The organism is Bacteroides sp. 11BF, from assembly GCF_019633765.1.
Lineage (GTDB): Bacteria > Bacteroidota > Bacteroidia > Bacteroidales > Bacteroidaceae > Bacteroides > Bacteroides hominis.
On record NZ_JAFKPJ010000023.1, the window covers coordinates 45,051 to 58,879 of the forward strand.

Below are 13,829 nucleotides of genomic sequence, written 5' to 3' on the forward strand. Positions count from 1 at the left end.
TAACTTTATTTCTTCTCCTCGGCAATATTCTCTTTTTTCTTCCCATAATCGGGGTCTATCTTGATGAAGGCACATACGGCAATTGTGGCGGCACAACAAGCCATTACCCAGATAAAGAAGTTTTCGTATCCGATCAGTTCCTGTAACCAGCCGGCGGCCATGCCCGGCAGCATCATGCCTAATGCCATGAAAGCAGTGCAGATGGCATAGTGCGCCGTCTTATGTTCTCCGTCAGAGTAGTAAATCAAGTAAAGCATATAGGCTGTGAATCCGAACCCGTAACCAAACTGTTCGATAAATACGCACAGGTTGATGATCACAAAGTTCTGTGGCTGGAAGTAACCCAGATATACAAAGGTGAGGCAGGTCAGCGACAGGCTCCATGCCATTGGCCACAACCATTTTTGCAGTCCTCCTTTGGCTGCACAAATACCGCCGACGATGCCTCCTAATGTCAGTCCGATGATGCCGATGGTTCCGTAAACCAATCCTACTTCGGCGGTAGTCAGTCCTAATCCGCCTTTCTCGACAGGATCGAGCAGGAATGGGTTGATGAGCTTCACTAACTGTGCTTCAGGGAAGCGATAGAATAGCATAAAGAGGATGGCTACTCCAGCCTGTTTTTTGCGGAAAAAAGAGGCAAAGGTTTCTATGAATCCATTGAAAATGGCGCTTGCGCTGTTCTCACCTACTACTGCTTTGTCACTGTCAGGTTTCGGTAATACGCATTTGTGGTAGAGGCAAAAAGCAAGGAACAGTCCTGCAAGGATAAAGAAGGTGATGCTCCATCCGTATTTAATATTGCCTGTCCATATTTCCAGGCCGCCGGCAAGCATCACCAACAAACCTTGTCCGGCAATTGTGGCAATGCGGTAGAAGGTACTGCGTATCCCTACATAAAGTGCCTGGTCTTGGACGTTCAGTGCCAGCATATAAAATCCGTCGGCAGCAATATCATGCGTAGCCGAACTGAAGGCCACCAGCCAGAAGATGGCAAGGGTAGTCTGGAAAAAATTTGGCATGGGTATGGTGAAAGCGATTCCTGCCAGTCCGGCACCAACCAGCAACTGCATGCTGATTACCCACCAGCGCTTGGTTTTCAATAAGTCGACGAACGGGCTCCAAAAGGGTTTGATGACCCAGGGCAGATAGAGCCAGGAGGTGTAGAGTGCAATATCCGTGTTGGAGATACCCAGATTCTTGTACATAATTACCGAAATAGTCATTACGGCTACATAAGGTAATCCTTGTGCAAAGTACAGGGTCGGAATCCATGCCCATGGTGATATGGTCTTGTTTTTCATGATAAGAGTGTGTGTTTAATAAAGTTTATCTATCGTTGCACCGATGTAGTAATGCAATAAAATAGTATCGTATGGGTAACCTTGCTCGCCCATGACGGCTGCTCCTATTTGGCAAAGTCCTACTCCGTGCCCCCATCCGGCACCGGTGAGGATAAACCGTCCCGGTACGTCATCCACGATATCTGCCTTGTCGATGACGAAAGCGGAACTGTAAAGGTGAGATGTAGAGAGTGTACGGCGTATTTCCAGTTCCTTACCGATAGTCATGGTCCGTTTGCTCCCTCTGATTTTTAACTTGACAAGCCGTCCGGAGGTTCCCCGTTCCACCGGAATCAGGTCGAGTATCTGTCCATAATCAATGCCCGAACGTTTCAGGATAAGCTCGGAAAGTTCGTCTTGTTTATACTCTATTTTCCAACGATAGAAGTCGGTGGTTTCCTGATCGTAGTTATTTAAAACCTGAGACAATATTTTCTTGTCTTTTGTGTTACAGAAAGCTTCGGGGGAGGTTCGAATCCATTGGTCGGCTTCGGACTCTACCCGTAGATCGGGCAGTCCGGATCCTGTTTTGCTGTCTCTTTGCTTGGAAAGATACGGATGCTTGATACCTTCCCAACAATATTGGAACTCTTCGAAAGCACCGCCGCAACATTTTGAGAAACGGGCGTCACAAATGTTTCCTTCCCACATAAGTATTTGTCCGCGGGTGGCAGCGATGGCTTGCCTCACCATTTCGGTTGAGGCACGGGTGATGCCTTGGTAGCGCTGGCAATGGTCGTCGGCGCAAACGTCGAAGTGGGTGTGATCTTCACGGTCGTACCATCTGATAAGCTCCTGGTCGGTCTGTGTGAAAGCTGAATAGAGGCTTTGAGATGCCGTAATTGCTTTGTTCTTATGAATTTGGGCCAATAACCAGCTTCTTGAGATCACTGCATGGGCCTTCAGCAGTTCGAGGCTTGCCGTTGCACTCATCTCCGATGAGATGACACTGGTCAGGTAGTCTTCTACATGAATTACATTGATCCCTGTCAGCTTTTCGTTCTCGACAATGATTTTCAATGCTCCCATAAAGCGTTGGTCTTCTTTCCGTTCCCAATGGAAGTTAATGCCGATGGTGACATTCAGTAATTCGAAAGCATCACTTTCTTCGTGCATGGGTTCAAACAGCAATTCGTCATAAAGGTGTCCTTGCCAGCGGATTTGTCCGTCAACATAGGTCACGACCTGTCTGCCGGCAATCTCTTTTCCTTTGATATGGTAAGAGTTCAGCAGTATGAATTCGATTTGAGGTTCGGACAAAATGCCGACCTGTACTTTAGGTTCTTTCATGATCGTTGTTTTATGCGTTCTATCAATGCACGGAAGTCTGCCGGTTTCAAGCATACCTCACTGAGAATGTCGGCAATATCATTTGCTGTGATTTTCTCAAAGTCCTTCTCCAATGGGGTGATGAAAACGCCACCCATATCTACTGACGCCGGGCTGATCAGTATATTGGTATCCCCTTGGGCCATATAACATGCAGGGCGGTGTCTGGCGCGGGGAAAGATACAGACAATCTGTTTGCCTCGTTCTTTCCATGCCAATACATTTATCATCGGCTCCTCTTCGCCGGATTTGAGATTCATGGCTCCGTATACGGCGTTGAACAGTGTGACGGCTGCCTCTTTACTTTCCGATTCAATTAAGAGTGTTGTACGGGGAGAGTCGTCCAGTGCCCATAGAGTGGCAGCTTCATTGGTAATTATTTTCTCTGCCCTTTTCTCCTTCCATTCTTGTTCGATGGGAAGGAAGCCTTTGCTACCGGCCTGAAAATGCATATGGTCGGGGGCTGATGCGCCACATTGGGGGCCGTTGTAGAAGACAATATAATCTTCCGCACAATCAGCCAGATCGAGCATATCAGCAAAACGGTACAAGATGCGCTGATCGACGTGCTGTAGTTCGGGAACTGTCAGGTGGCTGGGGAATATGGGAAACGGATTGACCAATATCTGATAATGGTCTCCGAAAGGAATCCCCTTTTGCATTGGCGGAAGATGGTCCGGACACAGGAAACACTTACGTTCCTGAATCGACTTGCTGTCTACTTTGGCTGCCGATGAAACAATGCGTGCCGGGTTGAATTGCACTTTGTAAAGACAGCCATTCACTTCTACCTCTTTTACACGTACACGCTTCAACGCATCGTAATTCTTTTGCGCCATTTCCCACGAGGTGAGCTGCTCATTCAGCAGGTTCTGTAATTCCTTGTTCATCTTTGTTTTTTGTTTAATGCGATCCGTGCCTGCAATTCCCAGGTACGGATGCGATCTTTGTAAAGGTTGTGTCCATTCATCTTCACAATGTCGAGTGAGGCGTCCGAGTTATCGTCCCATCGGCGGCAGAGGTAGACAACTTCGTATATACGGCCGATCTGGTAGCGGCGTGAGAAATTCAGTCCCAATGCGTAATCTTCACCATAGCTGGTATTGGGCACTTTCACTTCGCGGAGCATCGGTGTATAGAATGCACGGGGAGCACCCAGACCATTAATACGGAGCGCATTGTTGCGTCCGTTTTCCGGGGTCCACTCTTTATGGTCAATGACGCCCGGCGGAATCATGTTCATATCGAAGTCTGTCATCATGTAGGTGCCTACTACCATGGCACAGTTCTGTTCGTAGAAGGCATTGACCATCAGTTGCAGCGCTCTCTCGTGAGCATATACATCGTCACTGTCCAGTTGCACGGCAAACTTGCCGCACAGGGGGTGGTACACGCCCAGGTTCCAGCACCCGCCGATACCCAGGTCGTTACGCTCGGGAATGAGGTGAATCAGGCGGTCATCCTCTTTATATTCGTCGATGGCTTCGGTAGTGCCGTCGGTAGAATGATTGTCGATAACGATCAGATTGAACTTGAATTCTGTTTTTTGGCTGAGCACCGAACGGATGGCATCGCGTATGGTGCGGATGCGGTTACGTACCGGGATTATCACGGAAGCTTCGTATTCAAAGTTATCGGCACTGAACTCTATCTTTTCAAACTCCGGTTTCAGATAACCGCCTATCTCTTTCAGGTGTTCGGTGCAAGTTGCTTCCATTTCGATCTGCCGTTCACGATTCTTCGGGTCTACATAATCGAATATCTTTTCACCACTCTTGCGGGTATCATTCTCTATTTCCGAGTAGAGATATTCGTTGATGTGTACCAGCGGATATTTCTGCGATAGTTTGAGGCGCAGGTCATAGAGACCGGCGAAGTCGTAACTGGTTTTCATCCTCTTGACAGTCTCTTTCAGCGCTGAGGCCTTGAATAGGAGTACAGAGCCGAAGTCAAAATCGTCACGGAGGCTTCCGAACTGATAGTCGATGACAGGGGCATTGCTCTGCTTACCTTCCGTCACCTGATAGTGGTCGGCATATACCATGCCGGCTCCCGAGTCTTTGGCGATATGAATCATCCGTTCGAGTGCGAACATGCCCAACTCGAGTGTGGTATGTTTGGTATAGAGTAATGCATAGTCTGCATCGGAACGCTCAGCAATGGCGTACATGGCAGCACTGTCAGTGAGTTTGTCCACATAGAGCAGTTCGCATCCCGGCAGTGGATCGATGTCGGGAGAGGTGGCGAGGAGGTAGATTTTCTTCACTAAATCTGTAGCCTGTAATCCTTGAACTGTTTTTTCTGCTTGTGCCACTCCCGCATAGGGGATGAAGCAATTGATTGTTGATTCCATAAGCGATTGACGGTCTCTCCCAAAATCTCTCCTACATTGGAGGGGAGGAGGGATACTGCCGATTATTATTGTTATTATTTCATTTTTTTCTCTCTTTATTGTCTTCCGGCCTGTCACTAAGGCAGGTAGTCTCTTTTTTATTCATCCGATAGATGCATAATTCCGATAACCGGAATAAAGCGTTCGTCTCTTTTCACGATCACTCCATTCACTCCGCATGATCACTCCATTTACATACCGGAGTAAAGAGCTTTACATGCCGGGGTAAAAGGTTTTACACGCCGGGGTAAAAGCCGTTACACGCCGAGGTAAATGCTTTTACATCCGTTCGAAAAAGCCGGTAAATGTAAAGCGTTGATAAATAGAGTCATTTATTAAACTACGCATTTACCGGATGAATCTCTCTATTCTCCTCATTACGGGAGGGGAGAACAGTTGAGTCTTCCCACTTCGCCGCCGGTAGCTGTAAACAGTACCTGGTGGCGACTGACGGGAATCACGGTATTAATCAGTGAATTACCGATCTTATGTTTCCACAGTACCTGCCCGGTGCTTGCTTCCAGTGCAAAGATAAGTCCTTCTTTGGTACTACTGAACACTACGCCGTCTTTTTCCATCTGCATGGATGGGGCATGTTCATAGCCGAAACCGACATTAGAGGCCCAGAGCTTTTTCGGGACGTCTCCGATGGTGGAGTAACAGACTACGCTGTCATTCATTGTTTTGCTATAGATCCTTTTTTTGTCGGCGGATAATCCGATGGTTTCGCGTACCATCGACTGGAAGGTACGCCATACAGTTTCTCCTGTCTCCAGGTTGATGGCAGTCATGGCACGTTGCGGGTCGGTGATGAATACTTTTCCGTGTGCAGCTACCGGCCATACGGCAGCGGGTGAGAAGTGCATGCGGGTGAGTCCTCCGCTCCATTTCCAGAGTTCCTTGCCGTTAGTCTTGTCAAGGGCATAGAGCGTATTGTCCCATGCACCGAATATGACTTTGTTTCCTTCTATCAGAGGTTTTGTCTCAACATAGCCCTTGATGCCGGCATAGCTCCACAACACCTTTCCGCTTTTGATGTGGATGGCACGGAAGGTGGAGTCGCTGGCACCGATATAAGCAACTCCTTTTTCAATGGTTACGGCTCCCAATACCGGTTCTCCTGCGGTCACCCGCCAACGTTCTTTACCGGTTCGGGCATCCAGACCGTAAATGTTATGGTCGGCAGAGCCAAAGACGACGACTCCGTCGGCTACATCGGGAGTGCCTACAATACGTTTTCCGGATTGGAAATTCCACAATTTCTGTCCGCTTTTCAAGGTATAGCAGGTCAGAAAACCCAAGTCGTCACCGACATAGACTTTGTCTTTCCAGACAGCAGGTGAGCAGTAAATACCGGCTCCGGTCTGCACTAACCAGTCTGCTTTCACTTGTGGATATTCTTCGTTCACCGCGAAACTGGGATATTTCACTGCTTTTCCGGAACGGTCGTAATAAGGTTTAGTGAGTGACAAGGCAGCCCATCGTTTCATCGGTTCACCGATACGCTGTTCGTAAGTGATAATAGAATCCGGAGTGACATCAAATATGCCATAACCGCCTATGCCATCTTTGTCCCGCAGGTTCGAGCGGGTGAGAATGCCCGGAATCCCGTCGTACGAGAGGAGACGGTTACGGTGATAGTGCCCTCCGATAAAGGTGCGGATATTGTAGGGACGCACGGCATCGGTGACATCATACCAGTTGTCAACATCTCCATCCAGCATGGGGTAGTGGGTGACCAGAATCACAGGCTTGTCTTTCCCTGCTTTGTTCATTTCCTGTTTCATCCATGTGATGTCTTGCGGCACTACATGCCCGTAGGCCATGCGCATTAGCGGACCGGAATTGAATCCAAGGAACAGGAAGCCTTTGTGTTCAAATTCAAATCGCTCTCCTCCGAAAATATCGCTGAATGCGGTGCATCCGGAGTCGCTCCATTTGGTTTCGTGATTACCCAGTATGACATAGTATTTCACCTTCAACTGGTCGAGTATGGACTTTACAAGCAACATGGTGGCACGGTCACCTTCTTCGGTGAGGTCTCCGGTGACTAATACAAAGTCTATTCCCGGCGTGGTGTTAATCTGTTCGACAGAACGCTTCAAATCTTCTGCCGGTTTCGGGTTGTTGGGACTGAGGTGTATGTCCGTCAGTTGTGCAAAGCGGAAAGAACCTGTTGCCTGTGCCTGCACGGCGGCAGGCAACAGGAAAAACAAAATGATTACGAATATAGAAAGCCTTCTATTCATAGATGATGATTTTATTTGTTATTACTACACTTTTCAGTTTCTTGTCAGTGGAACGGTTGCTGCCTTGATGAGGGTATGCACCCTATACGTGCAGTTACTCCACCTGTGTTATCATTGTCCAAAGAAAGCCAGTATGGCTTTCATTAACTGTTCTCTCTCTTCGGAGGTACGTACCGATTCGAACGGGAATCCCAATATACAGGTCTTATAATCTCCTTTATAGGCTATACCGGCACTCAGGTTGTTTTCCGAATATCGCAATACGGTGAATGCTCCCCGGACGGCCGGTTCGATGGCATCGGGCGACTCTACGACATACGATTCCGGATTCAACTCCTGATGGTATGTGTAATTTCCCTTGATTGCAGGGAATGGGGAAGCAACGCCTTTCACTTTTCCGTTACGGGCAGCTTGTCCTGTGCGCCATTTGTATTTCAATACTTCCATCGCGAACTTCTTGTCTTTTTCGTCCGCTTTCGCTAAACGATTATCCCATAGGTCCGATGCTACATAGGCTCCCGATACGAAGAAATTACCCCCTGTCCGGCAATAATCTGAGATGGCATTCTGCATTTCTTCGCTAAAAGTCTTAAACTCCAATGGTTTTATTCCTTCCCGTCCCATCTTGCTCTGACATTGTTTACCCAAAATCAGGTCTACGTATTTGTAGTCGTTCATCCGCAGGACAGGAATGCCCCCTGACGCAGCATCCGTCTGGTTGGCGATACTATCTCTCCCGTTCTTCTTCTTGAGTGAAGAGCAGGGAGTGAGACCACACGATACAAATGAATATCCTGCTTTCAGAATCGCCTCTCCATGTACAGCCGGATAGTCGAATGAGTTTCCGGCAATTACCATTGTCTCGTGCGTACCATAGCTGTCGCCGAATCCGGAGGCGTCGTCGTCCATCCATGGGATCTGTCGACGAAACTCTTTCATCGGACCAATATAGCTGATGTCTGTCTGGTAAGGTACTCCATGGTCCAGTTCGTCAAGGAATCCGGCCAGGGTGTCTGCATCTGCCGTAAAGTCTGCTGGACCACTGACTCGGCTAAACCCGTTCACTACCAGTACTGTTCCCTTTTCGTTGAAGGCTTTCCCGATAGAAAGAATTTCGGACGGGAAACTTTCACCTCCCTTGTTGAGGGCGGTTACTTTGAAACTGCAAACTACGCCTGAAGGGATGTTTGTCTGGTAATCCGGAGTGTTTACGATCACGCCATTATCAAAGTCTCCTTCTCCAATGCGGGTATATACGATGTATTGGTCTGCTTTTGCGGTAGGTTCCAGCGGATCGTCTACCGGTTGCCATGAAAGCATTATCCGGTTGCCCTCTATGAAGCGCAGGCTTATAGAATCGACGGGCAAAGGCTGTACCACATAATCCATTTTATATTGGGAACAGAGGAATTGCAGCATTCCTTTGTAGATGGCACGGCTGACGGTGAAACGAAAACGAGGATCCAGTCCGTAACGCATGTCGGCAAAGTTCTGGTGAGACAGGAGTTCAAGCAACATGGTTGGTACTCGTGGCACACGGGCCTCATAATAGGACTGGTTCCACATTCCCCGGCGGGTCCATTCCGGTTCATGCAAAGTGCGGATGTCTTTCACGATGTTGGACTGTATCAGGTCGCACAAGTCCCGGGAGGCATACCGTGAAGTGCCATTTGCATATATCCCGTCATAGGCAGAGGTTTGGAAAATACCTAATGTGCCGATAATGGTGTCACCATAGGTGGTGCCGGCATCTGAATGGAAGGCGAAAGCCATGTCTATGGGAATATTCAGTCCTTTTTCAGTGGGGTTGGCAGCCGAACCTCCGGCGAGATAGTTCACCCAAATTCCACGTGATTTATAGTCATCGGTATAATCGTTCTTACCGCGACTGTCTGAGTAAACGCTATCCGGTATGCCCGCCCATTGCATCCAGTAGCGTGCTGCTTCGCAGAAACGAGGGTAGTTACTGATCTCATAGGGATAATCTACACCCCCTTCTTCAGAGATACTGCGGGCGATGTTTCCATAACCACCGCCTATTTTTACAGCATCGGCTGTCACCAGACGGCCCGCTTTGGAGGATTGGTTGCTGAGGACGACTTTGTGATCGGTTTTGCCTGCACTGAAACTAAAAGTGCCTAAGTAGATCCAGGTTCCTCCTCCCATCTGCTGGTTTACTTTGAACTGTGATGTGCCGCCTTGGTGATAGACGGTGTATAGGGCATCGTCTGTACTGTTGTCCACCGTTTTATAGGAGACATAAACAGCATATCGGCCTGACCGGGGAATTTCGGGGATCCATTCGGCAATGCTTGCAGTTCCTTTCTTAATCGTTTCTGTCTGGCGGTAACTGCCTTCGCAAAAGGGATTCTCAAAGTCTTTGTACGTTGCCCTCAGGTGGGCGAATCCTGTTTCGGCTCCGTTGCTCCATGCCTTACTGCCGTTTTGTTCTGTATAAATTGAGTGTCCGTCTCTGCATCCATCGTTGTCGACAATAATTTCAGTTGTCTGCCAGTCTCTTTCACGAGGAAGAAGGACAGTCGCTCCGGCATTTTCTAACATCGGAACAAGGAAAGGGAGTACATAGCTTTGAGTGTAGAGATCTTCTACGGTCTGAAAAATACGTGCACGCTGCCACTCCCAACGGGTTAGCTTCGGTTCGTAATAAAAGCCGTGACTTTGCCATAAAGCGATGTGCCGGTTCTGTAATCCGTTTGTGAGGGCATACGGAGCAGATAACCGGGTAATCAGGGGGTTGTCTACTTTGTGGCTGAATGTCAGAGTTTTCATCTTGCCCTTTTTACTTCGAAGTGCCAGGGGGATCAGTTCTTCGATGGCATGGTGGTCTGTCCGGATCTGTAATTTCCGTTTGCTCAACTCTGGGGGGAGCAGTGCTTTTACGCTCTGATAGATTTCGGCTACGTTGTTTTCGCGGAAAGGAATGTATGAACAGTTCATGTTAGCGAAAAATATCAGTTCGTTTTTTTTCATACTGATAGAATCGATACGGATTTTCCCGATAGAAACTTCTTTCCGGGCAGTTTCATTCAGGAGCTCACCTACTTGGGAGCGTAGGTCTTTGGGCAGGTCTTGCGCTGCTGCGGCTTGTGGGAATAAGCCGGCTGCAAGCAGCAGAATCAGGGAAGTGCGGATTGGTTTCATTGTGATGTTAAGTTAATTGGTTTTCTTAATCAGGAGGCATAGTCCTATAAAAGTGAACAAAGCATTAAATATCAGTAGTTCGTAACTGAATTGATAACCATTGAACCAGGTCTCCGAGTTCTTTTGCAAAATGAAACAGAGGATGGGTGAGAGGATGGCTACCAGGGGGATATATCGGTCACGTACTTGTTTTTTAGTAAAAATGCCAAAGGCGAACAGGCCTAAAATAGGGCCATATGTATAGCTGGCAAGGATGTAGACAGCATCAATAACGCTGGTATTATTCAGTAGATTGAATACGAAGATGACAATTCCCATGACGACCGCCATGCCGATATGTACTCGTTTACGTATCTTTTGTACAGTCTTTTCTGTTTTCCCTTTGCTTCCCAGTATGTCTACGGTGAACGAGGTAGTCAGTGCTGTCAGGGCTGATCCTGCTGCGGAATAAGCTGCTGAAATCAACCCAATGATGAACAAGATGCCCACAATGGCTGGAAAATATCCACCTGTAGCGATCATAGGGAAAAGCTCGTCACTTTTTGCCGGATTTGCGATGCCCTGGCGTGACGTGAAGATGTAGAGCAGTACTCCCAGCATCAGAAATAAGAGGATGATGAAAAATTGGGAGATGCCGCTGGTAATCATATTCTTTTGTGAGTCTTTGAAGTTTTTGCAGCTTAGGTTACGCTGCATCATGTCTTGGTCGAGTCCTGTCATGGCTATCATTGTAAACACACCGGCAAGAAACTGCTTGAAGAAGTAACGTTTGTCATTTACGTCGTCAAAAAAGAACATACGTGACAGGGAACTGTCGGAGATACTGGAAATCATCTCTGTGAAACTGAGCCGCAGATCGGTGGCAATGTAGTAAATACATAATACGACGGATACTACCAGACAGAATGTTTTCAGTGAATCAGTCCAAATCAATGATTTCACTCCTCCACGGAATGTGTAGAGCCAGACCAATGTTACTGTGAGAATGACATTCAGGATGAAAGGCATGTGAAAAGGTCCGAAAACCAGAAATTGTAATGTGAGGCATACGAGGAATAACCGTACAGCTGCTCCCAGCATTTTGGAGATGAAGAAAAACCATGCTCCTGTCTTATAAGAAGAGGTTCCGAAACGGCTCTCCAAGTACTCATAAATGGATACCAAATTCATCCGGTAGAACAAGGGTATCAAAACAAAGGCTATAATGATTTGTCCGGTTACAAAACCAAGTACCATTTGCAAGTATGAGAAATTACTGACTCCAACCATGCCGGGAACCGATACAAAGGTGACTCCGGATATGCTGGAACCAATCATGGCAAAGGCTACCACATACCAAGCCGATTTGCGGTTACCCACAAAGAATCCTTCGTTATCAGCTTTTCTTCCTGCAATGTATGAAATGGTAAACAATATCAGGAAATAAGCAGCAATAGTGATTAATACCGCTATAGGTGTCATGCTTTTCAGATTAATGAATATAATATTTCCGGTTAAGAGTTAATCAATTGTCTGGATAGAGTAGATAAGGCTTTCGCTGTACTTTGAATTTCTCGACATCCTCTTTCCATCTTGCTTTTATTTCGTCGGCATTTTTGCCCTCTTCTATCATTTTACGTACATAGTCCGTACCGATCAGCAACTCAAAAAATGGTCTGAAGAAATGGTCCCCCATATTTAGATTACGATAGGCATCGATTATGTAGGTTAGGTTTACTCCTTTTTTCCATATATCTTCGTCGCTGAGATTGCTTAGATTTACTCCATGACACAATTTATTGAGTTGTGGTGGGTTCTTTGCTCCTGGGACACTTCGAGGAGTAAAACTGTAGTTGTATCCGGTCATATTAGGATGCCCGTAAACTTGGAAAGGTAGACTGGTCCCACGTCCCAGACTTACCGGGGTCGCTTCAAAGAAGCAGGTAGAAGGATATAGGTAGATCGCTTTCATATTCGGCAGGTTAGGTGAAGGAGGAATGGGCAGGCGATACATCGTCTGGTGAGTGTAGTTCTTACAAGGAATGACTGTCACATCACAAGTCCGTGAGGAGGGCAACCAACCCTCACCGTTGACCATCAGGGCTAACTCACCCAGTGTCATTCCATGTACAATGGGAATAGGTAATCCGCCTACTCCTGATTTATATTTCATATCCAATATCGGTCCATCGACATAATGCCCGTTCGGATTGGGGCGATCCAGGATAAGAACCTTGCGGTTGTACTCAGAACAGGCATCCATCAGCCGCACCATGGATATGTAATAAGTGTAGAAGCGCAGTCCTACATCTTGTATGTCTACAATCAATATGTCGAACTTTCGTATGGAACTCTCACTGGGTTTCTTGGATTTTCCATCGTAGAGAGAAAGAATGGGGACTCCTGTTTTTGAATCTACTGTACTGGATACATGCTCACCGGCATCGGCATTCCCTCGAAAACCATGTTCGGGAGAGAAAATAGCGACTACATTGAACTTGTTTTCCAGCAAAACATCCAGAAGATGCTTGTTTCCTATCATTCCGGTATGATTGGAAAAGATAGCTATTCGCTTATTTTTCAGAATAGGAAAGTATTCATTGGTTTGCTCGGCACCTACAATTACCTCCTTCTTTTGTGCCTGACAAAAGAGAGTACTGTATAATAAAGTGAGTATAAGTAGGATCTTTTTCATAAAAATAGTATTAGCAGGAATTTCTTTGTAGCAAAGATAGTCTTTATTTTAATATCAAAAACATATATTCAGATATATTTTATATTATAATCAATAATTTGCAAATTGAATCTTTGTCTGAAGCTATAAGGTAAAATATAAAACTCTTCCTATTTCTATGGTTCAAATCGTTATAGGAATAGGATGAGCTTTGTATTTTGCTGAGTATCCCTGATTGCCAACCGGGGATGTTGAGGCTTAATTGCGGATTTTACGCAATTGATAATGTCTTAAAGTATAATTCTTCGCAGCCTGTGCCATTATCATATCCTAAGAGTTATTCATAAAATGTATTCACATAGCCGGATATATTTCTTTCATTGGGGCATTTAGTTCATGAGAATTGTCACGTATTGAGTTCTGATCTACTCTGCATCTTCATTGACTTCTGTTGGGGGGAGAAGTATTTATTTTTTTCTCCCTGGGAATTTCAATACACTGTCGGCAATCTACTGGTTTAATGGCTGTATTATTGAGGTTAAATATATAGTTGGCATTTGAAGTTAATCCTTTGATAATATTTGCTTTAAGAAAAGCTTCTATACGGGTATAAGAACTGTTGGTTTAGTCATTTACTGTTTGCTTGAGGATATGAGGCAATGTTCTTTATGCCAACTTCCTGATAAGTTCCATTAGAACTT

The 13,829-nt window shown here is 46.4% G+C and carries 8 protein-coding genes; all 8 read right to left on the minus strand.

Annotation, left to right across the window (positions count from 1 at the left end):
* Positions 1-5 precede the first annotated feature (5 nt).
* The 8 genes from JZY04_RS18740 to JZY04_RS18775 all read right to left on the minus strand — a co-directional run bounded on the left by JZY04_RS18740 (position 6) and on the right by JZY04_RS18775 (position 13,149).
* Positions 6-1,304: an MFS transporter gene (locus JZY04_RS18740; protein ID WP_122142934.1), complete on the minus strand. Its 1,299-nt coding sequence runs from the start codon at positions 1,302-1,304 to the stop codon at positions 6-8.
* A 15-nt stretch (positions 1,305-1,319) separates the two neighbouring features.
* Positions 1,320-2,633, minus strand: a complete 1,314-nt coding sequence (locus JZY04_RS18745) for a SpoIID/LytB domain-containing protein (RefSeq protein ID WP_122142933.1) — start codon at positions 2,631-2,633, stop codon at positions 1,320-1,322.
* Complete coding sequence (locus JZY04_RS18750; protein ID WP_122142932.1) at positions 2,630-3,562, minus strand: DUF4922 domain-containing protein; 933 nt, start codon at positions 3,560-3,562, stop codon at positions 2,630-2,632. The genes JZY04_RS18745 and JZY04_RS18750 overlap by 4 nt, the downstream gene beginning before the upstream one ends.
* Entirely contained in the window at positions 3,559-5,025 is a 1,467-nt protein-coding gene (locus JZY04_RS18755; protein ID WP_005811909.1) for a glycosyltransferase family A protein, read from the minus strand. Before JZY04_RS18755 ends, JZY04_RS18750 begins: the two co-directional genes overlap by 4 nt.
* Before the next feature lie 416 nt (positions 5,026-5,441).
* Positions 5,442-7,313, minus strand: a complete 1,872-nt coding sequence (locus tag JZY04_RS18760) for a PQQ-binding-like beta-propeller repeat protein (RefSeq protein WP_122142931.1) — start codon at positions 7,311-7,313, stop codon at positions 5,442-5,444.
* Positions 7,314-7,424: 111 nt separating this feature from the next.
* On the minus strand, positions 7,425-10,475 hold the full coding sequence (locus tag JZY04_RS18765; protein ID WP_122142930.1) for a xanthan lyase: 3,051 nt from the start codon (positions 10,473-10,475) through the stop codon (positions 7,425-7,427).
* A gap of 12 nt (positions 10,476-10,487) precedes the next feature.
* Entirely contained in the window at positions 10,488-11,936 is a 1,449-nt protein-coding gene (locus tag JZY04_RS18770) for a sodium:solute symporter (protein ID WP_122142929.1), read from the minus strand.
* 43 nt (positions 11,937-11,979) lie between these two features.
* Positions 11,980-13,149, minus strand: a complete 1,170-nt coding sequence (locus tag JZY04_RS18775) for an exo-beta-N-acetylmuramidase NamZ domain-containing protein (protein WP_122142928.1) — start codon at positions 13,147-13,149, stop codon at positions 11,980-11,982.
* Positions 13,150-13,829 lie beyond the last annotated feature (680 nt).

What these genes read in the sequence shown, in the direction of transcription:
- JZY04_RS18770 (WP_122142929.1), bottom strand. Translation starts at nt 11,936, where the DNA reads ATGACACCTATAGCGGTATTAATCACTATTGCTGCTTATTTCCTGATA.
- JZY04_RS18755 (WP_005811909.1), bottom strand. Translation starts at nt 5,025, where the DNA reads ATGGAATCAACAATCAATTGCTTCATCCCCTATGCGGGAGTGGCACAA.
- JZY04_RS18745 (WP_122142933.1), bottom strand. Translation starts at nt 2,633, where the DNA reads ATGAAAGAACCTAAAGTACAGGTCGGCATTTTGTCCGAACCTCAAATC.
- JZY04_RS18775 (WP_122142928.1), bottom strand. Translation starts at nt 13,149, where the DNA reads ATGAAAAAGATCCTACTTATACTCACTTTATTATACAGTACTCTCTTT.
- JZY04_RS18765 (WP_122142930.1), bottom strand. Translation starts at nt 10,475, where the DNA reads ATGAAACCAATCCGCACTTCCCTGATTCTGCTGCTTGCAGCCGGCTTA.
- JZY04_RS18750 (WP_122142932.1), bottom strand. Translation starts at nt 3,562, where the DNA reads ATGAACAAGGAATTACAGAACCTGCTGAATGAGCAGCTCACCTCGTGG.
- JZY04_RS18740 (WP_122142934.1), bottom strand. Translation starts at nt 1,304, where the DNA reads ATGAAAAACAAGACCATATCACCATGGGCATGGATTCCGACCCTGTAC.
- JZY04_RS18760 (WP_122142931.1), bottom strand. Translation starts at nt 7,313, where the DNA reads ATGAATAGAAGGCTTTCTATATTCGTAATCATTTTGTTTTTCCTGTTG.